General features: G+C 43.7%; 28 protein-coding genes and 1 other RNA gene. 5 read left to right on the top strand and 24 right to left on the bottom strand.

Annotation, left to right across the window (positions count from 1 at the left end; all coding sequences use genetic code 11):
• Positions 1-122 precede the first annotated feature (122 nt).
• Positions 123-1,748 (bottom strand): chaperonin GroEL, encoded by a 1,626-nt coding sequence (gene groL / locus ECA01S_RS06455; RefSeq protein WP_067392854.1) that lies wholly within the window; start codon positions 1,746-1,748, stop codon positions 123-125.
• 32 nt (positions 1,749-1,780) lie between these two features.
• The gene (gene groES / locus ECA01S_RS06460; RefSeq protein WP_067392856.1) at positions 1,781-2,065 is read right to left on the bottom strand and encodes a co-chaperone GroES; all 285 of its coding nucleotides are present in this window, start codon (positions 2,063-2,065) and stop codon (positions 1,781-1,783) included.
• A 208-nt stretch (positions 2,066-2,273) separates the two neighbouring features.
• Here groES and ECA01S_RS06465 point away from each other — a divergent pair, with 208 nt between their 5' ends.
• Positions 2,274-2,939 (top strand): CPBP family intramembrane glutamic endopeptidase, encoded by a 666-nt coding sequence (locus ECA01S_RS06465; protein WP_067392859.1) that lies wholly within the window; start codon positions 2,274-2,276, stop codon positions 2,937-2,939.
• 69 nt (positions 2,940-3,008) lie between these two features.
• Here ECA01S_RS06465 and ECA01S_RS06470 read toward each other — a convergent pair whose 3' ends face one another.
• Positions 3,009-3,644, bottom strand: coding sequence for a redox-sensing transcriptional repressor Rex (locus ECA01S_RS06470; RefSeq protein WP_067392861.1), 636 nt, complete (start codon positions 3,642-3,644; stop codon positions 3,009-3,011).
• 260 nt (positions 3,645-3,904) lie between these two features.
• Here ECA01S_RS06470 and ECA01S_RS06475 point away from each other — a divergent pair, with 260 nt between their 5' ends.
• Entirely contained in the window at positions 3,905-5,824 is a 1,920-nt protein-coding gene (locus tag ECA01S_RS06475) for an ABC-F family ATP-binding cassette domain-containing protein (RefSeq protein ID WP_067392863.1), read from the top strand.
• A 41-nt stretch (positions 5,825-5,865) separates the two neighbouring features.
• Here ECA01S_RS06475 and ECA01S_RS06480 read toward each other — a convergent pair whose 3' ends face one another.
• From ECA01S_RS06480 to ECA01S_RS06505, 6 genes are all read right to left on the bottom strand, one after another.
• Positions 5,866-6,516 carry a DUF421 domain-containing protein gene (locus tag ECA01S_RS06480; RefSeq protein WP_067392866.1) on the bottom strand — a complete coding sequence of 217 codons (651 nt, stop codon included), beginning with the start codon at positions 6,514-6,516 and terminating at the stop codon, positions 5,866-5,868.
• A complete protein-coding gene (locus ECA01S_RS06485) occupies positions 6,516-6,980 on the bottom strand; it encodes a DUF3290 family protein (protein ID WP_067392869.1) in 465 nt (154 codons plus the stop codon). The genes ECA01S_RS06480 and ECA01S_RS06485 overlap by 1 nt, the downstream gene beginning before the upstream one ends.
• A gap of 276 nt (positions 6,981-7,256) precedes the next feature.
• Positions 7,257-7,802: a cysteine hydrolase family protein gene (locus ECA01S_RS06490; protein ID WP_067392872.1), complete on the bottom strand. Its 546-nt coding sequence runs from the start codon at positions 7,800-7,802 to the stop codon at positions 7,257-7,259.
• Between the two features lie 12 nt (positions 7,803-7,814).
• Positions 7,815-8,507 carry a 5'-methylthioadenosine/adenosylhomocysteine nucleosidase gene (locus ECA01S_RS06495; protein WP_067392874.1) on the bottom strand — a complete coding sequence of 231 codons (693 nt, stop codon included), beginning with the start codon at positions 8,505-8,507 and terminating at the stop codon, positions 7,815-7,817.
• Between the two features lie 10 nt (positions 8,508-8,517).
• The gene (macP, locus tag ECA01S_RS06500) at positions 8,518-8,802 is read right to left on the bottom strand and encodes a cell wall synthase accessory phosphoprotein MacP (protein ID WP_067392877.1); all 285 of its coding nucleotides are present in this window, start codon (positions 8,800-8,802) and stop codon (positions 8,518-8,520) included.
• Complete coding sequence (locus ECA01S_RS06505) at positions 8,771-9,373, bottom strand: NUDIX hydrolase (protein ID WP_067393195.1); 603 nt, start codon at positions 9,371-9,373, stop codon at positions 8,771-8,773. The genes macP and ECA01S_RS06505 overlap by 32 nt, the downstream gene beginning before the upstream one ends.
• A 170-nt stretch (positions 9,374-9,543) precedes the next feature.
• On the opposite strand from ECA01S_RS06505, the gene ECA01S_RS06510 reads away from it, so the two are divergent.
• The gene (locus tag ECA01S_RS06510; RefSeq protein WP_067392878.1) at positions 9,544-10,182 is read left to right on the top strand and encodes a 5-bromo-4-chloroindolyl phosphate hydrolysis family protein; all 639 of its coding nucleotides are present in this window, start codon (positions 9,544-9,546) and stop codon (positions 10,180-10,182) included.
• A 21-nt stretch (positions 10,183-10,203) separates the two neighbouring features.
• Positions 10,204-11,388, top strand: coding sequence for a toxic anion resistance protein (locus ECA01S_RS06515; protein WP_067392881.1), 1,185 nt, complete (start codon positions 10,204-10,206; stop codon positions 11,386-11,388).
• A 53-nt stretch (positions 11,389-11,441) separates the two neighbouring features.
• On the opposite strand, the gene dinB is transcribed toward ECA01S_RS06515, so the two are convergent.
• The 12 genes from dinB to tadA all read right to left on the bottom strand — a co-directional run bounded on the left by dinB (position 11,442) and on the right by tadA (position 20,371).
• Positions 11,442-12,578: a DNA polymerase IV gene (gene dinB / locus ECA01S_RS06520; protein ID WP_067392883.1), complete on the bottom strand. Its 1,137-nt coding sequence runs from the start codon at positions 12,576-12,578 to the stop codon at positions 11,442-11,444.
• A 164-nt stretch (positions 12,579-12,742) separates the two neighbouring features.
• Complete coding sequence (gene rsmI, locus ECA01S_RS06525; protein WP_067392887.1) at positions 12,743-13,606, bottom strand: 16S rRNA (cytidine(1402)-2'-O)-methyltransferase; 864 nt, start codon at positions 13,604-13,606, stop codon at positions 12,743-12,745.
• Between the two features lie 99 nt (positions 13,607-13,705).
• Positions 13,706-14,038 carry a DNA replication initiation control protein YabA gene (locus tag ECA01S_RS06530; RefSeq protein ID WP_067392890.1) on the bottom strand — a complete coding sequence of 111 codons (333 nt, stop codon included), beginning with the start codon at positions 14,036-14,038 and terminating at the stop codon, positions 13,706-13,708.
• Complete coding sequence (locus tag ECA01S_RS06535) at positions 14,031-14,867, bottom strand: PSP1 domain-containing protein (protein ID WP_067392893.1); 837 nt, start codon at positions 14,865-14,867, stop codon at positions 14,031-14,033. The genes ECA01S_RS06530 and ECA01S_RS06535 overlap by 8 nt, the downstream gene beginning before the upstream one ends.
• Positions 14,868-14,877: 10 nt before the next feature.
• Entirely contained in the window at positions 14,878-15,792 is a 915-nt protein-coding gene (gene holB, locus ECA01S_RS06540; RefSeq protein ID WP_067392897.1) for a DNA polymerase III subunit delta', read from the bottom strand.
• A gap of 1 nt (position 15,793) precedes the next feature.
• Positions 15,794-16,123, bottom strand: coding sequence for a cyclic di-AMP receptor DarA (gene darA / locus ECA01S_RS06545; RefSeq protein WP_067392900.1), 330 nt, complete (start codon positions 16,121-16,123; stop codon positions 15,794-15,796).
• A 20-nt stretch (positions 16,124-16,143) separates the two neighbouring features.
• Complete coding sequence (tmk, locus tag ECA01S_RS06550; protein ID WP_067392902.1) at positions 16,144-16,785, bottom strand: dTMP kinase; 642 nt, start codon at positions 16,783-16,785, stop codon at positions 16,144-16,146.
• A 58-nt stretch (positions 16,786-16,843) separates the two neighbouring features.
• Entirely contained in the window at positions 16,844-17,440 is a 597-nt protein-coding gene (gene recR / locus ECA01S_RS06555; RefSeq protein WP_067392905.1) for a recombination mediator RecR, read from the bottom strand.
• Between the two features lie 63 nt (positions 17,441-17,503).
• Positions 17,504-17,818, bottom strand: a complete 315-nt coding sequence (locus ECA01S_RS06560; protein ID WP_067392908.1) for a YbaB/EbfC family nucleoid-associated protein — start codon at positions 17,816-17,818, stop codon at positions 17,504-17,506.
• A gap of 12 nt (positions 17,819-17,830) precedes the next feature.
• Positions 17,831-19,555: a DNA polymerase III subunit gamma/tau gene (dnaX, locus tag ECA01S_RS06565; RefSeq protein WP_067392911.1), complete on the bottom strand. Its 1,725-nt coding sequence runs from the start codon at positions 19,553-19,555 to the stop codon at positions 17,831-17,833.
• Positions 19,556-19,766: 211 nt separating this feature from the next.
• Positions 19,767-19,853, bottom strand: an RNA gene (gene ffs / locus ECA01S_RS06570) — signal recognition particle sRNA small type.
• A gap of 11 nt (positions 19,854-19,864) precedes the next feature.
• Positions 19,865-20,371, bottom strand: a complete 507-nt coding sequence (gene tadA / locus ECA01S_RS06575; protein WP_067392914.1) for a tRNA adenosine(34) deaminase TadA — start codon at positions 20,369-20,371, stop codon at positions 19,865-19,867.
• Positions 20,372-20,475: 104 nt separating this feature from the next.
• Between tadA and ECA01S_RS06580 the strand changes: the two genes are divergently transcribed.
• On the top strand, positions 20,476-21,318 hold the full coding sequence (locus tag ECA01S_RS06580; protein WP_067392917.1) for a helix-turn-helix domain-containing protein: 843 nt from the start codon (positions 20,476-20,478) through the stop codon (positions 21,316-21,318).
• Positions 21,319-21,375: 57 nt separating this feature from the next.
• Here the strand turns inward: ECA01S_RS06580 and ECA01S_RS06585 are convergent, their stop codons facing one another.
• The 3 genes from ECA01S_RS06585 to ECA01S_RS06595 form a co-directional block, all read right to left on the bottom strand.
• The gene (locus ECA01S_RS06585) at positions 21,376-21,711 is read right to left on the bottom strand and encodes a hypothetical protein (RefSeq protein WP_067392920.1); all 336 of its coding nucleotides are present in this window, start codon (positions 21,709-21,711) and stop codon (positions 21,376-21,378) included.
• A gap of 164 nt (positions 21,712-21,875) precedes the next feature.
• A complete protein-coding gene (locus ECA01S_RS06590) occupies positions 21,876-22,577 on the bottom strand; it encodes a zinc metallopeptidase (RefSeq protein WP_067392923.1) in 702 nt (233 codons plus the stop codon).
• A 133-nt stretch (positions 22,578-22,710) separates the two neighbouring features.
• The gene (locus ECA01S_RS06595; protein WP_067392926.1) at positions 22,711-23,040 is read right to left on the bottom strand and encodes a zinc ribbon domain-containing protein YjdM; all 330 of its coding nucleotides are present in this window, start codon (positions 23,038-23,040) and stop codon (positions 22,711-22,713) included.
• Between the last annotated feature and the right edge of the window lie 35 nt (positions 23,041-23,075).

Below are 23,075 nucleotides of genomic sequence, written 5' to 3' on the forward strand. Positions count from 1 at the left end.
TACCCTAAAGGTAGCGTTTTCTAAAAGCAAGGTCAAGTAGGAATAACAAAGAAATTCAGGGAAATTAAAGAAGAAAAAAATGAGACAAAGTCGCCTTTGCCTCATTCTTATTCAGTCGTGAATTACATCATACCGCCCATGCCCATAGATGGATCCATAGCTGGAGCTGGTGCTGCTGGTTCTGGTTTGTCGGCTACTACAGCTTCTGTTGTCAGCAATAGTGCTGCTACAGAGGCTGCATTTTGTAGAGCTGAACGGGTTACTTTAGTTGGGTCAACAATCCCAGCTTCCAACATGTTTACCCATTCGCCAGTTGCAGCATTGAAACCAATGCCTAGTTCAACGTTTTTCAATTTATCCACGATGACTGAACCTTCGTACCCAGCATTTTCAGCGATTTGACGAATTGGTTCTTCCAACGCGCGTAAGACAATTTTCACACCAGTAGCGGCGTCACCTTCTGCTTCAACGGCACTAACTTTGTTGATGACGTTGACTAAAGCGGTTCCCCCACCGGAGACCATACCTTCTTCAACAGCTGCCCGAGTAGCGTTCAAGGCATCTTCAATACGTAGTTTCAATTCTTTCAATTCTGTTTCAGTTGGTGCCCCAACTTTAATAACTGCAACACCGCCAGCCAATTTAGCTAAACGTTCTTGCAATTTTTCACGATCAAAGTCTGAAGTAGTATCTGCGATTTGATTTTTAATCAATTGTACGCGAGCGTCGATGGCTGCTTTTTCGCCAGCACCTTCAACGATTGTTGTATTGTCTTTATCAACTACTACTTTGCTAGCATTCCCTAGATTTTCAATCGTTGCATCTTTCAATTCAAGACCTAAATCTTCTGTAATCACGGTACCACCAGTTAAAACAGCGATATCTTCTAGCATTGCTTTACGGCGATCGCCAAAGCCTGGTGCTTTAACAGCGACAACATTGAAGGTTCCACGGATTTTATTCAATACCAAGGTTGGCAAAGCTTCACCATCAACATCGTCCGCAATGATTAACAATGGACGAGATTGTTGTAAGATTTGTTCCAACAAAGGTAAGATTTCTTGAATGTTTGAGATTTTTTTGTCCGTAATCAAGATATATGGATTTTCTAAAACAGCTTCCATCTTGTCGTTATCCGTTACCATATATTGAGATAGGTAACCACGGTCAAATTGCATTCCTTCCACAACATCTAATTCTGTTTCGATCCCTTTAGATTCTTCGATAGTAATAACACCATCATTGCCGACTTTTTCCATTGCATCTGCAATGAAAGTGCCCACTTGGTCACTACCAGAAGAAACAGCCGCTACTTGCGCAATGGCTTCTTTTGAATCAACCACAGCAGAAATATTGTGTAATTCTTCAACAGCAGCTTTAGTCGCTAATTCAATACCGCGACGAATCCCTAATGGGTTAGCCCCAGCTGTGACGTTTTTCAAGCCTTCACGTACGATAGCTTGGGTTAAAAGTGTTGCAGTTGTAGTCCCGTCACCAGCGATATCATTGGTTTTAGAAGCAACTTCAGATACTAATTTTGCTCCCATATTTTCAAAATGATCTTCTAATTCGATTTCTTTTGCAATGGTAACACCATCGTTTGTAATCAAAGGTGAACCAAATGATTTTTCTAACACAACGTTACGACCTTTAGGGCCTAAGGTTACTTTTACTGTATCTGCTAATTTGTCAACACCGCGAAGCATCGCTGCCCGTGCGTCTTCAGAAAATTTGATTTCTTTTGCCATTTCCTTTTCACCTCATTGGATTGATTAATAAATTACGCTACGATCGCCATTAAATCTTTTTCGTGAACGACCAGATATTCTTTTCCTTCAAATTTCACTTCGGTACCAGCATATTTTTCAAATACGACTGTGTCGCCCTCTTTCACAGAAAGGGGTGCTTTTTCACCGTTGTCTAACAAACGGCCTTCACCGACTGCGATAATGGTTCCTGTTTGCGGTTTTTCTTGTGCCGCAGAAGCTAGGACGATACCGCCTACCGTTTTTTCTTCTTCTTTTGCTACTTCAATGATGACACGATCACCTAATGGTTTTAACACGTGAATCCCTCCATAAAAGAATCTAGATTTTAGTTAGCACTCTCAACTCATGAGTGCTAACCCACTTCTTTATAATACTCATTTCACTTACTAAATGCAAGCCTTTTGATTCTGATTTTCTCTCGTAGAAAAAAGTTCTATCCTGGCTACCATCAGCAGAAGGGAATCGTTCGTCCTATGGTATACTATCATCGAAAGGAGTGCTGTTATGTCTATTCGAAAATACGCGTTAGCAACGATTGGCTTATTTGCTTTTGTCCAGCTGGCGCCTTTACTTTATGTTCATTTTGTCTCCTCACAAACCGTCTATATCTTGATTGCCACCTTGCTCTATATCATTGGTGCACTGGGCATGATCTGGTTTTACCGTGGTGCTGAGCCGGTTATCACGGAGCAAGCTGCTAAACCTTTAGCAACGCCCCTGATTATTTTGATTGGATTGGGTTTTATCATCCCTTCATTGTTACTGCAAAATGTTGCTTTCCTAATTGAAAGTCAACTATTTGGAGCGCCAGTTGGGTCAGAGAATACCGAAAATATTATCCAACTGATTTTACAAAATCCAGCCTTTATTGTTGCTACCACCATTGCGGGACCTATCATGGAAGAATTTGTTTTCCGTCGGGCGATTCTCGGCTGGTCAGCTAAAAAAATCGGCTTTCTCGGTGGGGCCCTGCTAAGCTCAGCCCTCTTCTCATTAGCCCATGCTGACGGTCATTTTCTCGTCTACTTCTCATTAGGCTTATTGTTTGCTGGTCTTTATAAATGGACGGGAAAAGTTTGGACGGCTATGTTGACTCACTGTGGTATGAACGCCTTAGTGGTGATTGCCCAGCTCCTGGTTCACGCTGGTGTTCTGCAATTACCTCAGTAAATGGTAAAAAAAATTCAATACTAAAAAACATCCTGTGCCGACATTGGACAGGATGTTTTTTAGTATTGCCTATTCTGGTTGATGATGATGCAAAAAGTAAATCAACGTTTGCAATTCATTGGTCAAATCAACATTTTGGACTAAAACACCAGCATCGGCATGAATTCTGGCTGGCGTAAAGTTCAAAATACCTTTGATTCCAGCGGCCACTAACTCATTAACCGTTTCTTGCGCCTGTGAAGCCGGAATTGTCAAAATCGCGATCTCGATTTGCTGAACTTTGATTTGTTCCAGCATATCTTCCATTGGATAGACCGGGATGCCATCCACAATGCGGCCCACGATATCTTCTTTGACATCAAAGGCACAACTGATGCGGATGCTATTACTTTGATGGAAGCGGTATTTCAGTAAGGCACTCCCTAAATTCCCCACCCCAACTAAAGCGACATTAGTCAACTCGTCGTCATTCAAAGTTTTAGCAAAAAAGTTCATTAGGGTTTCGACATCATAGCCGTAACCGCGCTTGCCCAGTTCCCCAAAGTAAGAAAAATCCCGACGAATGGTGGCACTGTCCACTTGGACTGCTTCACTAAGTTCTGTTGAAGAAACTTTCGTCTTACCAGTATTGTGAAGTATGCGCAAATAACGATAATACAAAGGCAGACGCTTGGCGGTCGCCTTTGGAATGTTTTGTTCTTTCACTGTATTCCCTCCTGAGTGAATCTATTCCACGTTCACTATCCACATAATAGCAGTATTGTAAAGGAAAAAGCAATTTATCCGCCTACAATTGTGAATTTTTTAATTTTTTCTAATCGTTGTCAAATAGCGATTGGAATGCGCTTTCGAAATCATTCACCCCGTTATCTTAGCAAAATTCACAAAGTTCTTTTTTCCTCGCTAGCCTTTGGGGAATATGCTAAACTGGAGCTAATGGATCCAAGAGAAATGAGGAAAATACAATGATTATCCTACAAGCTAACCAGGTAGCCCGCTATTTTGGCGCCGAGGTTTTATTTGAAAATATTCAACTAGAAGTTGATAGTCACAGCCGCATCGCCCTGGTTGGCCGGAACGGCGCCGGCAAATCGACTTTGTTAAAAATTATTGCTGGCTTAGAAGCGCCTGATACCGGTACAATTGCCAAAAATAAACAAGCTACTATTGGCTATCTAGCCCAAAATACAGGACTAGACTCGGAGGAAACTGTCTGGAACGAAATGTTAGGCGCCTTTGAAGAAGTCCGCCAAATGGAACGACGCATGCGGGAGTTAGAGCTAGAGATTAGTGAGGCCTTGCCCGAATCACCTAGCTATCAATTGATTTTAAAAGAATACGACCGGCTGCAGCATGACTTTGCTGAGGTGAATGGGTACGGCTATGAAGCGGAGATTCGTTCCGTTCTCCATGGTTTTCGGTTTCCGGAGACGATGTTTGAGCAAGTAATCAATACACTCTCTGGGGGTCAGAAAACCCGGCTAGCCCTCGCCCGGCTATTACTGCAAAAGCCTGATATCTTGATTTTAGATGAGCCCACCAACCATTTGGACATTGAGACTCTTAGTTGGTTAGAAGGCTACTTGCAAAATTATCGTGGCGCTCTGTTAATCGTTTCCCATGACCGCTACTTCTTAGATAAGGTTGCAACGGAGGTTTACGAATTGAGTCGCCGGAAAATCCACCGGTATAAGGGCAATTATTCCAAGTATTTGGACTTAAAAGCGGAACAATTGGCAACGCAATGGAAGGCCTATGAAAAGCAACAGACCGAAATTGCCAAATTAGAAGATTTTGTTGCTCGTAATTTAGTGCGGGCCAGCACCACCAAACGAGCTCAAAGCCGCCGGAAAGCCTTAGAAAAAATGGATCGACTAGATCGACCACAAGGGGATGAAAAATCGGCAAATTTCCTGTTTGCCATCGACAAGCCTTCTGGCAATGTCGTCTTACAGGTGGAGGACGCCGCCATCGGCTATGATGAAGTCTTATCCGCCCCTATCAACCTTGATATTCGTCGTCAGGACGCCATTGCTTTAGTCGGACCGAATGGAATCGGCAAGTCAACGCTTTTAAAAGCTATTATTGGTACCCAGCCTTTCTTACAAGGTGAAAGCCGGCTTGGTACAAACGTTGAGATTGGCTACTACGATCAAGAACAGGCCCAGCTCCACAGCACTAAGACGGTCCTGGCTGAAATCTGGGATGAGCACCCTATGACACCGGAAAAAGATATCCGCTCTGTTTTAGGCAGCTTCCTTTTTTCTGGTGAGGATGTCGAAAAAACCATTCCGCTACTAAGCGGTGGTGAAAAAGCACGGGTAGCCTTGGCTAAGTTGTCTATGGACCACGATAACTTCTTGATTCTAGATGAACCGACGAACCACTTGGACATCGACAACAAGGAAGTGCTGGAAAATGCCTTAATTGATTACGAAGGCACCCTGTTCTTCGTTTCCCATGACCGCTATTTTATTAACCGCATTGCGACTAAAGTAGTGGAGCTCTCAGAAAATGGCAGTCGCGTTTATCTGGGTGATTACGACTATTATCTGGAAAAGAAACGCGAAGAAGAAGAGTTGGCCGCCCTAGCAGAAGACACTGCGCCCGTAGAAACCAAGCAGACTGCCTATGCCTTGTCTAAAGAACAACAAAAGCTAGAACGCAGCTTGCAGCGAAAAATCGAAGCACTGGAAGCTGAAATGGCTAAAGTCGATACCGCCCTTGCTGAAACGCAGCATGCTATGAGCCAGCCGGCAGTCAGCGAAGACCATACTGAATTGATTCGCTTAAATGATGAGCTGGAGCATTATCAGTCGCAGCAAGAAAGTTTGCTAGATGAATGGGAAAGCCTTTCCCTTGAACTAGAAGAATTAAGTCACTAAAAAAATCAGAGTTGCGAGGGGCCCTCAGCAACTCTGATTTTTTATTGAGCAGCGACTTTTTCAGTGCTATAAGGGACGACCCGTAGTTCGCCTTGAAAATATTCCGCCAAAAAGATATTGGTAATATCAGTCAAACCCTTGTCCGTCAACTGCTGCTCCAGCCAAGTTTGATCCTTATCGATAGCCTCTAAAGCATCCTCCACCACGTGACCATCTGCGATAACGTAAGTGCCGCGATTAGGATCGCCCTTCTCCACAATCGTTAAATCGCCATTTTGCTCTAGCTGGGCCGTTTTAATCTCGTCGATGGAATCCACCCCATGTAACCGCAGCATCGTGCCAAAGTCATGGGCTGAGAGATTAGCGTTTTTAAAGTTTTCAGGAATCAATTTGCCATGATCGATTAAGAGAATTGGTTGCCCGTCCACTAAACGCTTAACCTCTGGATTATGTAGCTTGGCGATGCGCAGAACCGTTACTAAGGTGCCCCAAATCAATAACACAATCAAAAATTGCAACAACGTGATTTGAGAGTTATAAATCACCCCACCGATGATTCCCCCTAATACATAATTCTGTACTTGATCCGCCGCGCTTTTTGGTGCCAGGTTGCCTTTGCCAGAAATATTGATGAAAATGATTAAACATAATAAACCAACCGCCAGCTTCAAGCCAATGTCCATGTATGACATTACTCACCGCTCCCTTCTACATCTGTGATTTGAATCTCGCTACGATTGCCTACATCGATTTTTTCTAGCAAATAAGACAGCTTATCATCTGACATATGTAAGATGTAAAACTGCTCTTCTGCCATGATAACCGGATCGACATTCAAATCGGTGCGATTGATTTTAATCACATCTGGATCCACATCCAGTGATTTTGCTGCCGCCTGAATCGTAGCCAACAGCTGAGCGTACTGATTATCACTGGCCTCTTCATTATAATAGGTGTTTAGCTGGACGCCTCCCAAAAGCAGCAACAAAATAATCAGCAGCACGCCGACTTCTTTTAAACGATAATCTAAACGACGCCGCACCCAGAAATAGCCCATAATCAGCAACGCAATAAAAATTACCGCCATCACGGCCCACTGGATTTTATTGACCGTATGGGTTTGTTGTACCAAATATTGATAGGTATAAAATGGCATTCATATCCCCTCCATTAACTCCTATTTTAGCAAAAAGGCGGCTAAGTTGCCTTTCATAAGCGTTCAAACAAAAAAATAACCGTCCGGTGGGTGGCCGGACGGCAAGGAGTTATTTTTACGAGGAGTAAAAATGAAAAAGTGTTGTTCTCACGATGGGTAGTCGTGAAAACTGTTAGGGTTGTTTTGTTGGTATGCTTATACTATACCCAGTAGTTGTGAAGAAAGTATGTCGGAAAATTTTAGTTTTTGTTAGGTTTACTTAAGAAAGAATTAAGCCTAAATCACTTCTGCCCCGAGGGTATTTTTAAAGTGTCCCAAAGCCCATTCATGTCCAACGGGGTCAAAGCTGGCTACGGCATCTTGATGAATCACCAACTGATAACCAAGGTTATACGCATCAACAGCTGTGTGCAACACACAGATATCCGTGCAAACTCCGGTTAAATGGAGCTTCGTAATCTTGCGTTCTCGTAAGCGGATATCCAGATCTGTACCACTAAAAGCTGAATAGTGTCGTTTGTCGATCCAATAGACATTTTCTTTGTCGCGATTTTCTTCATATAAAGGGGCCAACGTACCGTACAAAGCGCGTCCGGATGTCCCCGCAACATTATGTGGTGGAAATAATTTATTTTCAGGATGATAAGGATCATTAGGATCGTGTTTATCAATCGTAAAAACCACGAATTGGTCCTTTTCAATAAATTCCTTCGTCAAAGCCACCAAGGTAGACTCAATGGCTTGTCCCGGCTCACCGGTTGTTAAAGCACCGTCAGTTGCAACAAAATCATTGGTATAATCAATTGAAATCAAGGCTTCCATGGAATTCCCTCCTTAAACGATATGCTCGACAAATTTTACCACCATTTCGGCTGATTGACGACCCGCTTCTACGATAAACTCATCAAAAGTCGTGGCTGCTTCGTGGTCAGCTGTATCGCTAATAGCCCGTACTACCACAAAAGGTATGTTGAATTGGCTCGCTGTTTGTGCAATCGCCGCCCCTTCCATTTCACACGCTAGTGCTTCAGGAAAATCAGTGACTATTTGTTTGATTTTAGCTGGATCATTGATAAAGCTGTCGCCGGTAACAATCAAACCTTCCTGCACATTAAAGTCGGCTTTTTCAGCAGCTTGGGTAATTTCACTAACTAAATAGCGACTTGGTTCAAAGTACAATGGCATATTCGGCAGCTGACCTGGTTTGTAGCCAAAGCCTGTAACATCGACATCGAAATAGGCCAATTTTTCAGAAACCACGAGGTCGCCGACTTTTAGACCGGCCCCAATCCCACCGGCTGATCCGGTATTAATCACCATATTAACGCCGTATTGTTGAATCAGCATTAAGGTCGTCATGGACGCCATTACCTTGCCAATACCAGAGCGGACAACGATTACTTCGTGTTTGCCCATAGCCCCAGAAGTATAGATAGCACCCCCGCGCTCCCAAGACATTTTATCTGTTAAACGTTCTTTTAAAATCGCCACTTCCTCATCCATGGCGCCAATAATTCCTATTTTCATCTGTCTCCTCCTACCAATTAAAGACTAAATACATCACTACAGCTAGCAAGACTGCCACCACGATAATGGCGGTGACTAGAAAACGGCTCAATTCCCGTGACCGCGTTCGTTCGCCAGTCCGACTTTTCTGAACCGGCTTTTGTTTTTTCTGTTCCTTACGATAAAACTGGTCAATCTTGCGTTCTTGCTGTTCATATTCTTTTTCTGCCTGCCGCGCGGCTTCCGCTTGTTGCTGCTCCTCGGCTTCTTTTCGTTTACGTAATTCAGCTCTCGTGATCAGCGGTTTCTGACCCATTCCCTAGCCTCCTTTTTAGCGTTTCCAATTCCCAGTATTGAATGCCGCAAACTGTCTTAATATCACAGATTGCGCCACTGGCTATGGCTGTTTTGGCCTCTGCCAAGGTCAGCTCATGTAATTCCAACACCTCATCAGGATCTTGTGGGCGCGGATTTTCCACTCGCTCTAACTGGTCCGCAAAATAAATATACAGCTTTTCATTGGCAAAGCCTGGCGATAAATAAGCGGCCGTTACTAAGCGTAATTCCTGCGCCCGCATGCCAATCTCTTCTTCCAACTCGCGGGCTGCCGCAACCTCTGGCAACTGTTGTTCTCCCGGATCAATCTTACCGGCTGGAATCTCCAGTAGCACTTGTTCCATCGGCTTACGGAATTGTTTGACTAAAATGATCTTATTATCCGCCGTAATTGGAATCACCGCTACACCACCTGGATGGAAAACTAGTTCACGGAAACTCGTGCCACCTTTGGGTAATGCTACTTTATCTAATACGACTTCAATGATTTTCCCCTTGAAAATCTCTTGCCGCTCCAATGTTTTTTCTTCAAAATCTTCTTCACGCATAATTTTCACCTCTCAGAATACATGATACAGTTTCCCTGGCGCCTTTTCAATTTTTCTTAGGATTCTTATATTTTTTGTAAATCGTGAAAATCAACCTTGGGACGGATACCCTGTCTAGGATCAGCTGTGCTAAAATAAACGTGTGATCAGTTCAAAGAACAGGAGGAAATCTCATGAATCGTAAATATTTGACCCCTATCTTTATTTTAACCTTGATAGGTATTTTTTGGTTGTTGCGTGATTCACTCTTCGCCTTGATTTTATTTGGGCTCTTAGCGCTGTTGGTCTATATGATTATGCGGCAGTTTGGCAAGCCTAAGCCAGAAGAACTTCCCGGTTTATCAAAAGAAAAGGAAGCTCACTACCAAACAACTGGCATGAGCGACGCGGAGATCAAATTTTTCCGTGAAACGATGAATACCACTAAACAACAAATCCAGCAGTTGCAAAAGAACATCAATAGTGTCTCTAAGCTAAAAGCCATCGATTTGCGCAATGATACGTTGCGAACTAGCAAAGCTCTTTTCAAAGAGCTGGTGAAGGAACCTGATAAGCTGCACAAAGCCAATCACTTCCTTTACACACACTTACCAAATTTGGTAGAGCTGACCGATAAATATGTTGAGATCTCCAACCATGAGATCAAAAACAAACAAACCTATGTCAAGCTTGATGAAAGTGCGCAAATTATTGATCAAATGTCCAAACTGATCATCCAAGATTACCAAAGCTTGGTGGCGGACGATCTAGATGAGCTAGATGTAGAGATATCAATTGCGAAAAACAGTCTCAAAGGAGATAATAAAGAATAGATGAACAAAGGAGGAGTTTGAATGGACGAACAAAATCAACCCGTTAAACCCGTTGAAAATACATTAGACGATCTACTGAATAATCCTTTTTCCACACCCGTTGATACGCTGACCACAACTCAGCAACAGGAAATCAACGCGTTGAAAGAACAGGACCGTGCTCCCCGTTTGATTGATAAATTACCAGCTGATCGTCAAGCGCAGGCTCGTGAGTTAGCTAGCAAAATCGACGTACAGGATTCACAATCCGTTTTAAGCTATGGTACCGCCGCGCAACAAAAATTAAGTGAGTTCTCGCAATCTATGCTGAACCATGTTCAAAATCAGGAACTAGGTCCCGTGGGGGATTCCTTAAATGAGCTGATGTACCGCCTAAATGAAGCCAATCCGGAAGAGTTGAATGCAGAAGGCAATATCTTTAAACGTGTCTTTGGCAAGGTGAAACAGTCTATCTATGAGGTAACGGCTAAATATCAAAAAATTGGGGCGCAAATCGACAAAATCGGTGTTAAATTAAACCACGAAAAAGACGGTTTGCTGAAAGACAATTTGATGCTGGAACAGCTGTATCAAAAGAATAAGGACTATTTTGATGCCTTAAACATCTACATTGCAGCCGGCGAAGTCAAAATTGAGGAATTACAGACGACTATTATCCCAGAAGCTATGAATAAAGCGGAAGCTAGTGGGGATCAAATGGATGTCCAAGTTGTTAACGACTATACCCAATTCCTTGATCGGTTAGATAAGCGGACCCATGACTTGCGCTTAGCGCGTCAAATCACGATCCAACAAGCACCACAGATTCGCTTGATTCAAAATACCAATCAGGCTTTAGCTGAAAAAATCCAAACCTCCATTAACACGGCAATTCCTTTATGGAAAAACCAAGTAGTGATTGCCTTGACGCTTTTACGACAAAAAGATGCCGTTACGGCGCAACGCCAAGTCTCTGAAACAACTAATGACTTGTTGAAGAAAAACTCTGAAATGTTGAAGATTTCGGCTATCGAGACCGCCAAAGAAAACGAACGCGGCATTGTCGATATTGAAACGTTGCAAAAGACACAAAACGACTTAGTGGAAACAATCCAAGAAACATTACGGATTCAAAAAGAGGGCAAAGAAAAACGGCGCTCTGCCGAGATTGAACTGGTCCAAATGGAAGAAGATTTGAAAAACAAATTATTGGAATTGACCCAATAATAAAACGGCTCCGATGCAACTGTTAGCAGTTGGCACCGGAGTCGTTTCTTTTTTTAACCTTCTCGTTGATCATAACCTGTCTTTTCCCACAAAGGGAGGACAATATTTTCATACGTCATGGGATCTAGGTTCGTTAAGGTGATCCCTAATAAGCGAATCCCTTTTTCAAGACCTAAAATCTCTTCCCAAATCAAATTGGCCTGGTAAAAAAGCTCTTCTTTTTTATAAATATATTCTGGTAAGGTGACGCGTTTGGTAATGGTCGTATAGTCTGCATAACGCACCTTCAAAACGACGGTTTTCCCGTGTTTTTGATGGCGTTTTAGCGAGACCTCCACTCGTTCAGCCAGTTGGCGTAATTGCGTCGTCACCTGCTCTTCATGAATCAAGGGAGTGCCATATGTATGTTCTTTGCCCACTGATTTACGATCACGGGTGACATTGACTGGTGAGTCATGGATACCACGAACTTTGCGGTACAAAGAATAGCCCATTTTACCAAATTGCCGAATCAAGTCCATTTCACTTTTTTCATAAAGATCAGCCCCTGTAAAAATACCCAGCTCGTGCATTTTCGGCACCGTCTTTTTTCCTACACCGTGAAATTTTTCAATGGGTAAGGCTTTAAGAAAAGCCTCGGCGTCCTCTGGCATAACCACCGTCAGACCTTTGGGCTTTTGAAAATCGGACGCTAATTTAGCTAAAAATTTATTGTAGCTGACACCAGCAGAACAGGTCAGATGCAATTCTTGCCAAATATCGTATTGGATTAGCCGCGCGATTCGAATTGCTGACTTAGCTCCTAATTTGTTCACCGTGACATCTAGATAAGCCTCATCAATGGAAACAGGTTCAATTACATCGGTATAACGCCGGAAAATGGCGCGAATCTCTTGGGAAATCCGGCTGTATTTCTCATGATCTCCCGCCTTGAAAATTGCTTGTGGACAGAGTTCATAAGCTTTTTGGGCACTCATAGCCGAATGGATGCCGTATTTGCGGGCTTCATAATTAGCAGTAGTGACCACCCCGCGGCCACCGGTGTCGTGAGGATGCCGGGCAATTACCAAAGGATGTCCCACCAACTCAGGGTGATCCCGTTCTTCAACGGAAGCAAAAAAAGCATCCATATCAATATGAATAATTTTCCTTGACGTATCCTTCTTTAAAGGAAACTGAAGCTCGGTCATAGACTCACCTCCCCCCATATTATAACCAAACGTTCGTTCTGACACAAGTTATATAAAAGGCAGATTTAAAAAAATCCAGCAGGCAATTTAGCTTCAAAAAGAAGGGTAACATGCCGCTTGGTCATAATAAAAAGCCATGACAATTCTCGTCACGGCTCAGCAGATTATTTTGGTTCATGATAGGCCTGATAAACTTCTTGCTTAGGCAGTTTACGTCTTTTGGCCACTTCTTTGATTGCTTCTTTACTACTGCTGCCAGTAGCCATCAAGGCTAACACGTGTTCTTGTAAAGTCAGCTCTGCATAATCAGCCTCTGGCTCAGCCGCTTCACCACCAGCTACTAAAAGACAGCATTCCCCTTTAAGCTCATGCTCGCTTAAATATTCGGCTAATTCCGTCAAAGTCCCCCGCAAGTATTCTTCATGGATTTTGGTCAATTCCCGGCAGATAACCGCCTCTCGCGGACCAAAAACCTCCGCCATCAACGTAACCGTTTGTTTGATTCGGTAGGGTGATTCGTAAAAAATTTGTGTCGGTTGGGCTCCTTGTAATTGTTCTAAAGCTTCGCGCTGCTCTTTCTTTTTCCGTGGTAGGAACCCATAAAAGGTAAAGGGTTGCGGTAACAGGCCTGAAGCAATCAAGGCGGTTAACCCAGCAGTTGGGCCTGGTAGTGCCACCACCGGCAGTTCTGCTGCGATACAGGCTGTCACTAGTTCATGTCCCGGGTCGCTGACTGAGGGCATGCCAGCATCACTGACTTGCGCAATCACTGCACCATTGTGCAATTTCTCCAGCAATTGCGGGATCCGTTCGCGAATATTATGCTCATGAAAACTTAACTGCGGCGTTTTGATTTCAAAATGATTCAGCAATTTTTGCGTATTGCGGGTATCCTCACTGGCAATCAAGTCGGCTTCCTGCAAGATTCGGATCCCTCGCATAGTCATATCTTCTAAATTTCCAATGGGTGTCGGCACTAAGTAAAGGATTCCTTTAGCTGGTTCCTTGAAACTTTTTTGTATTTGCATCTTCCCGTCTCCTTTTCCAAAAAAAAGCTGTGACATAAGCCCCAACCATAATCATCAAAGAATCTGATCATCATGTATTCGAGTCTATGTCACAGACCTTTATTTACGTTCACCATAAATCACATCTAAGCAAAAAGCACACTCTTCATCATTTTCCCGTCTCGACCCATAAAGGACGTTACAAACGTGAAAGCCTTCTTCATAAAGCTTTTCCAAGTTCATTCGTGACTTAGATAGGCCTTTTGCCTTGCCGTCTGTTGGCTTATTGATTTCTTGTAAGTGTTCCCGTAATCGCTGATTCTCGATTTCCAAGGTCGTATTCTTTTCTACCAGCTCATGCAGTGCTTCCCGTAATTCAGATAATTCTGTCAAGGTACTGCGAAGTTCTGATTCCACCTGGCTCAAGCCATCATATAAAGAACGTTTATCCATGTACATCGTCCTTTGCCTGCCCAACTGCTTGGGCTTCTTTCAATTCTTCGTAGTCATATTCTACGGCTGTCTCACGACCTACCAAACGTACTTTGACAATTCGGCTTAAGAGATTTAGACCCACTACCCGACCTTTGCCGTCTGGTGTCTGGATCTCCTTACCATAATCTGGCATCTCTTTTTTGGCTGCTTCATATTCGTCATTCTCATATTTCAAACAGCACATCAAGCGGCCGCAAAGACCGGAAATCTTAGTTGGGTTAAGTGATAACCCTTGATCTTTAGCCATCTTGATTGATACTGGCATAAAATCTCCCAGAAATGTCGAACAGCATAACTGTCTACCACAAGGACCAATCCCGCCTAAAGCTTTGGCTTCGTCCCGTACACCGATTTGTCGTAATTCGATTCGTGTTCGGAAGCAGGCGGCCAGATCCTTGACTAAATCACGAAAGTCGACGCGGCCATCAGCAGTAAAGTAAAAAATCATTTTACTGCGATCAAAGGTATATTCCACACGGATCAGTTTCATTTCCAACTGATGTTCACGAATCTTTACCTTAGCGACCCGAAAAGCTTCTTCAGCATCCGTCAGATTTTTTCTTTCCGTTTCGATCTCGGCAGCATTAGCTTTATGTAAAATCGGTTTTAGATCATCAGGCAAATCCTTTTGATCCATCGTCTTTTTAGGTACGACGACTGTTCCTAACTGTTTCGACTGTTGCGTTTCTACAAGTACACGATCATTGTAGAAATAATCTGCTTTTCCGGGAGTAAAATAATAGATATGGCCCGCTTGACGAAAGCGAACACCGACAACTTCTACCATCTTGCTCCTCCTATTCTTGTGGCAACACGATCCGCAAAGCCAACTGTTCCAAAACGGCTTGAAAAGCCACATTACTGTGCCATTTTTGCTGAGCGGTTAAGACAGCTTCAACCTCTGTTTGCGTTTGGCGGCGTACCGTCTGGCGGTAGAAAGCCAATAAGAGATCAAAGGCTAGTTCTTGCTGACTTTTTTCTTTAAAGACCTTTACCAGCTTTTTTTGGACATAAACAAAAGCCTGCAAATCTTTTTGCGTTAGAAAAGTAAACCACTGACGCATCGTGTCCTTAGCCTCATTAAACCATTCATCCTGGGATAATTCAACAGCTTTCTCTAAGCTGTTGGTCAATTGAGCCAACAGTTGGGCTGACTGAGGTCCCACCCCTTTAGCTCCCAGCCGACGGGTCATTTCGCTCTCACTTAGTGCGTGAAAAAAGATATATTGACAGCGAGAACGAATCGTTGGCAATAGTTGGCTAGCACTTTCCGTTTCTAAAACAGCCAAAATCTCGCCATCCGGCTCCTCTAAAAACTTCAGCAAACTATTGGCAGCCCCAGTGGACATCTTTTCGGCATCGCGGATCAAAAATACTTGACGCTTGGTTTCCACACCGCTTTTAGAAAAAGCGGTTTTCAATTCGCGAATTTGATCCACTTTGATACTTTGACCATCAGGCTCAATTACATGGACATCTGGGTGTTCGCCTTCATTGATCCGCGTACAGTTATGACACTGATTACAAGGATTTCCGTCAACTAAAGCTGTGCAAAAGCGGCTTTTCGCCAACCACAGCGCAAATTCATGTTTTCCAGTCCCGGCTTGTCCTTCAAATAAATACGCATGACTGACCCGTTTTTCCAAAATACTATGGTGTAATTGGGTATAAACGATTGGCTGTAAAGCAGCCAAAGTTTCTGCTTCATTCATATCAGTATTGGTGGAAGCCTTCTACTGGTAAGACGAAGACCGTTGCGCCGCCCACTTCAACTTCCACGGGATAAGGCACTTGCCCTTCCAAGGAGATATCTAGGGTAACGGGTGTTGAGACATATTGTTTCCGTGATTGACACGTTTCTTTGATTAGCTCTAGCGCTTCTTCCACTCGATCATCATCGATTCCGACGATAAAGGTACTGTTACCGGACTTCAAAAAGCCGACAGTTGAGGAAAGTTTTGTTGCGCGAATATTGGCGTCGATAAATTCATTCGCCAAACGATTACTGTCTTTGTCCTGTACAATAGCTAAGATGATTTTCATATTCTTCCGTCCTTTCTATTCTAGGCAAAATACTCAGGGAAACGTTGTACGATCGCTTGATAGGTTGCTTCTACCACTTCTTCCAGACGCATACGAGCATCGATTTGAATTACCCGTTGCGGATTTTGTTCAGCAATTTTTAAATAAGCATGCCGGACACGTTGGTGAAATTCAGGGGACTCGGTATCTAAACGGTCAACATCGTGCTTGCGGCTGCGGGCAATCCGTTCCAAGCCGGTATCCGAATCAACATCTAGATAAATCGTCGCATCCGGCACCGTTCCTTCGGTGGCAAATTCATTAATGGCCGCGATTGCTTCCATGCCGATGCGCCGGCCAGCTCCTTGATAAGCTAATGAACTATCAACAAAGCGATCGCATAACACGATTTTACCTTCCATCAAAGCGGGTAAAACCTTTTGCACTAAATGTTGTCTTCTAGAAGCTGCATATAGTAGGGCCTCTGTTCGTTCATCCATCGCAGTGTTTTTCGGATCAAGAATGATCGTGCGAATTTTCTCCGCGATAGGAATACCGCCTGGTTCACGAGTTTTAACTAATGGCGCTTTTGCCACCATCTGTAATCTTGGTAATACTTCTTCTAAGACACTGGTCTTGCCAGCACCGTCTGGTCCTTCAAATGTGATAAAAATTCCCTTCACGATTGCGCCTCCATCTATGTTTCTCATTGTACTTGAATTTCGAGAACCTGTCTAATCGCTACAATTCTCGGCGGCCTTCTACCGCTTTTAACAACGTGACTTCATCTGCATACTCTATGTCACTGCCCACTGATAAGCCGTGAGCCAAACGGGTGACTTTGATACCAGCTGGTTTGATCAAACGTGATAAGTAAATCGCAGTTGCTTCACCCTCAGTTGTGGCATTGGTGGCAATGATTACTTCTTGGACTTCTTGATCATGTAGCCGTTGGATCAAAGCGGGAATATTGATATCCTCAGGTCCCGTCCCCTCCATTGGAGAAAGTACACCATGTAACACATGGTACAAGCCATGATACTCACGCATTTTTTCTAGCGCCATCACATCTTTAGGCTCTTCTACAACTAAAATTGTGGAACGATCGCGAGTGGTGTCCCGACAGATTTCACAGGGATCTTCCTCGGTAATATTGCCGCAAATACTGCAAAAATGCAGGTCGCGTTTCACGCTAATCAAGGCTTTGGCAAAAGCATTGACATCTTCTTCCTTCATATCAATAGTAAAAAAAGCCAATCTTGTCGCCGTTTTTTGACCGATTCCCGGCAACTTCATGTAGCTTTCAATCAATTTTGCAATTGGTTCTGGATAGTGCATCCTCTCACTCCTCTACAAAAGAAAACGGGGAAAAAGCACGCTTTTTCACCCGATCCTCCACCATTAGAAACCTGGCAAGCCTTTAGTATATTTGCCCATGGTGGCTTCTGTTTCTTTTTCGATTTGGGCTAGCGCGTCATTAACTGCTAGCATCACCAAGTCTTGTAGCATTTCCACATCATCTGGGTCTACGACCGCTTCTTGAATACTCATGTCCACCATTTTACGATCACCAGTAAACGTTACAGTCACCAAATCATTGGTCGCTGCTCCAGTAAATTGTTTTTCGTTTAAAGCTTCTTGAGCCTTCACCATATCTTTTTGCATTTTCTGCATTTGTTTCATCATGCCTTGCATGTTACCCATTCCGCGCATCATAGTACGTCACTCCTAATCATCTATTATTTCGACGGCTTCCCCAAAGAGGGCCCGCATTGGTTCGGATAAATCATCTGGTTTTTCTTCTGGTACTAGCTCGATAGGACCTTCGTCAATCGTGGCTAGATTTTCAGCCGGACTATTGCGATTTTGAGCCAAAAAGTCTTGCCGCAATTTCGGCCAAACTTCGTGGGTAATCCCGACATAATTCGGTGCGAAATCCACCAGTTTACTTAAACTATTGTGAACAGCCAGCTGTAGTTCCGTGTCATCCATCGCCCGTTGGCATAGAATCTCGTAATCAAAGGCTAACACTAGCCCTTCGCCACTAGCAGCTACCGGCTCACTAGCCTTGAGCATCGCCCGCTGTGAGACTGAAAGCATCATCAAGAGGTCGCCCCAAACATTACGAATCCGGTTTAGATGGCCCTTTGTGGCAGCCTCTAGCACCTGATAGACACGTTCTGTTGGAACTTTATAACTGCGATTATTACGATTAACCGGAGCTGGTGCCGGCTTATTCGTAGCTACTGGTTCTTGACGCAGCTGTTTCAATTCCTGCTGCAGAGTATTTATCTGTTGCTGCAGTGCCGCTAGCTCGGTTGCTGAAGCGGACTCATTTGTCGTTGGTTGCGTAGGTTCTGAAATTGCGACCGGACCTTTTAAAGTTGCTAGTTTAACTGTCACTACTTCCAAATAAACATTCGCATGGTTGGTAAAACGAATCTCGTTTTGTGTTTCATTCAAAAGCTTGATCATGGTATAAATCGTTTCAGCAGGTGTTTTAGCTAACTCTTTAAACGCCTCACTCAGTGACCCTGACTTTTCTTGTAACAGCTTAGGTGCCTGTTGATACATCAATAAGTCGCGGCAGTATAGCAGCAAGTCTTCCAAAAAGCGGCGGGCTTCTTTCCCTTCACCAAGAATCTTCTCTAGAATTTCCAAAGCCCCTTCGACATCTTTGGCGGTACAGGCGGCTAAGTACTGATCCATCATCTCGTAGGTCAGTGAGCCGGTCACTTGCATCGCATCATCCGTTGTCAAACTACCTTGGCTAAAAGAAATCGCTTGGTCTAAGATACTCAGCGCATCCCGCATACCGCCTTCTGCTGCACGAGCAATTACATAGAGTGCCTGTTCTTCATAAGGTACGTCGATTTCTGCTAAGATATGCGCCATATGTTCCACAATATCTTGTGTCGCAATACGTTTGAAATCAAAGCGTTGCGTCCGTGAGATAATCGTCAACGGTACTTTGTGTGGTTCTGTGGTGGCTAAGATAAAAATAACCTTTTCCGGTGGTTCTTCCAAGGTTTTTAACAGGGCATTAAAAGCTCCTGTTGAAAGCATATGGACTTCATCAATGATGTAAACTTTATATTCTGCCTGTGTGGGGGCATATTTCACTTTATCCCGAATATCGCGGATTTCTTCAACGCCATTGTTACTGGCAGCATCAATTTCAATCACGTCATTTAAGCGCCCCTCCGTGATTGCTTGGCAAATCTCACATTCATTACATGGTTCGCCATCGTGACTGTTAGGGCAGTTGATTGCTTTGGCAAAAATCTTGGCCGCACTGGTCTTCCCGGTCCCTCGTGGTCCAGTGAATAAGTAGGCGTGCGATGTTTTCTTTTGCATAATGGCATTTTTTAACGTCTGCGTGACGGCTTGTTGTCCCACGATATCTTCAAATCGTTGCGAGCGCCAGACTCGATATAGTGCTTGATAGGCCATTGCGAACCCCCTTTTCCCGTAAATTCACTAAACTTTATTATATGCCAAAACGGCCAAAATTACTAGGTTAGCTTTCAACCTAGCCTAGTAAAAACAGACAGGCAATTATTAGCTAAATCGGCGTTATAACAAGCTTTTGCTTAATAAAATCCGCTTTAAACCAGCTGCTTTAGATAACAAAAAAACAGGCATCAGCCTGTTTGAGGTAATTTTAAATTTCAGACACATGGTGAGGCAAGCTTAGTGCTGCTTCCTTCCAGATCTGACACGCTTCACGAGCTCACCATTGTCCTAGCCTTTCGGCAAGAATTATTCTACCTTATTTTCGAGAGAATTGCTAGTATTTTTTTTGCGAGCAGCTTTTTTGCGTTCCCGCAGCTCCCGGAAAAAATTGCTTAGAATCTGGCCGCACTCGGCTGCTAAAATGCCGCCCTCCACAGCTGCCACATGATTGAACCGATCATCTGTCAAAAGATTCATCAAAGTCCCAGCGGTGCCGCCTTTAGGATCACTGGCACCAAAATAAACTTCCGTTACCCGTGACAAAATCATCGCACCACTGCACATAGGACAAGGTTCGAGCGTAACGTATAGTTGTGCATTTTCCAGTCGCCAACTGCCAGTCGCCTCGCAAGCCTCACGAATCGCAATCATTTCTGCATGGGCCGTGGCATCTTGCGTTGCCTCCCGCAGATTATGTCCGCGGCCAATTATTTTTCCTGCTTGTACCACAATCGCACCAATGGGGACTTCCCCGATAGCGCCTGCCTTTTCAGCCTCTAGCAAGGCCTCTCGCATCCAGTCTTCTTTTTCCATAGGTCACGCTCCTCGGCAACACTTTACCATAGTTTGTGGGTTCTGATAAGTTTTTCCCCGAAAAAAATCGTTCCATGCTACAATACCAATGAGGTGAATTTCACATGATGACCGTTGAAGAATTATTAGCCCTGTATCCGGCCGCCCAAATCCAGGAAACGCCCCTAACAGGCTACTTTGCGTTGCCTTATGGTGAGCAATTTTTAGTGATTCCCGAAGCGCAACTGAAGGAAAGTGAAAAAGTCTTATTACAACAGATTCCCTTGGCGCAAGAGTTGCCGCAGCAACATCCCTGGCTCCTTTATTTACGCGGACAAGGTCCTTTGCCCGATACAAAAGGCCAATACCGTGTTTTTCAATTACAACTACAGCTGCCAGCTGAATTTTTAAAGCAAGATTGGATTGACAGTATCCATGGCATGTTCCCCGAACTGGCAAGTTTATTCTTTTTAGACGAAGAACGAGCGTTGCTAGTGGAACGAATCAGCAAACGTTCCTTTGACCTGGAAGAATTAGAAGGGGTCTTTTTGACATTAGACAGTGATTTTGACACCACTACCCACGTATTCGTCGGTTCACCTTTTGATAGTGAACAAGCTGTGGCACCTTTATTTAAGGAGGAAGAACGCGTCTTTCAAGAAGAACGTGGCTCTTCTGGTAAAACAGTCTTTAGCTTTGCCGAAGTGGCCCTCCACTATGTCACCAAGCAGGCTTTACATCATAATCCTCTCATGCAGCACTTAAGACAAGAGGCTACCCTCGACGATGATATGCCGGAAATCATTCAAGTCTTGTGGGAAAATCAAGGCAATATCAGCGCGGCTGCCAAAGCATTGTTTATGCACCGCAACACGTTGCAGTATCGTCTCGATCGTTTTTACCAACAAACTGGTTTTTCCCTCAAGCATCTCGATCACTTAGTATTGCTCCATTTACTACTACCATAAACGAATAAGCGCTAAAAAAGGACAAATGCTCGCCTAGGCTGCATTTGTCCTTCTTTTTTAAAAGACGCCGTCCACAAAATCCATCAGACGACCTTTCAAGTCTTCCGTCGTGTCCTTCAAATTATCCCCATAAACGGAAATTTTTTTACGACCATCTTTGATTTTGCCTAAGATGCCTACGATAGAGTCTAAATCATCATCAGATAAGCGGTCCACCATATCTAACAGCTTTTCATTGCCGTTAAATTTATCGTCCACAAAGCGTTTGATTTTTCTACGGGTCGCAAGGTGTTTGGCTTTTTCAATAATCTTGCCTGAAGCCATTACTGCTACACTGACACTTGCTACTGCTGCGACACTTAAACCAATCGTGATTTTTGTTGATGTTTTCATCTGCTTCAGCTCCTCTTTTTTACTACTTTTATGATAACACAAAGCCTCAAGAAAAGCCGTTGCCACGATTAGTCGCTCTGACAGACTGATAGTAGTCGCGTTGCCGTCATCTCTTTTGCTGACACCCATTTTCCCCACAAAAAAAGCCGAACACAAAGGTTCGACTAATCACGGCTCCGATTCCCAAATAGAATCACTAACCGTAAAAGTTGTAAAAAGGTTGCTAAAGTAGCAGCGACATAGGTCAAGGCTGCCGCTGTCAATACTTTACGGGCCATAGGGATTTCTTCCTCCGTTAAAAGTCCCCCTGACGCCAAAATCTTCAAGGCGCGGTTTGACGCGTTAAACTCTACTGGCAACGTCACTAATTGGAACAAGAGAGCAAAGGAAAAACAAACGATCCCAATATTGATTAGGGTTTGATTGTAACTCATTAAGACACCAATCAAAATCAAGGGAAAGGCAATCATGGAACCAAAGTTGGCCACTGGTACGATACTAGCGCGAATTTTCAAGGGACTATACCCAGTATGGTCTTGCACTGCGTGACCACACTCATGGGCTGCCACCGCAATGGCTGCCACTGAAGTCGACTGAGCTGTGGCTTGCGACAAGCTCAAGGTCTTGTTACCTGAATTGTAATTGTCAGTGAGATTACCGGAAATGGCTTGAACACCCACATCCTCAATGTCTTGCGACTGTAAAATATAGCGTGCAGCTTGTGTTCCCGTCACGTTTTTTTGACTGCGTATCTCATCAAATTTGCGGTAGGTGCTGTTAACATAGGCCGAAGCAATCCCTGAGATTACTAAGCCTAGAATGACTAATAGATAGGTTGGATCGAAAAATGGATAAAACCCGTACACTTTATGTCCCCCTTTTTTCTTTTAGTGTAGCACGAATCCGCGAAAAATTGGCGAACAGATTTTGAAGGAGCTGTGAATTTCGCTTTTTAATAGCAAAAAAGTCCTACATCCATTAGATGCAAGACTTCAATAATTATAGTTTTTTAACGAATTCAGATTTCAGCTTCATCGGACCAAAGCCATCGACTTTACAATCGATATTGTGGTCACCTTCCACCAAACGAATGTTTTTAACTTTCGTTCCTTGTTTGATTGCACCACTAGCGCCTTTAACCTTTAAATCTTTAATGACCGTTACGCTGTCGCCGTCGGTTAATGGGTTGCCATTTGCATCCCGTACATCCAAACCTGTTTCAACATCTGACTCCTGCCATTCGTGACCACACTCGGGGCATACGAATAGTCCGCGGTCTTCATATGTATAAGCCGATTGACACATTGGACAATTTGGTAAAGTTTCCATTCCATTCCTCCTAAAAGTGATTAGCTTTTATTTTA

It is taken from the genome of Enterococcus canis NBRC 100695, assembly GCF_001544375.1.
GTDB lineage: Bacteria > Bacillota > Bacilli > Lactobacillales > Enterococcaceae > Enterococcus_H > Enterococcus_H canis.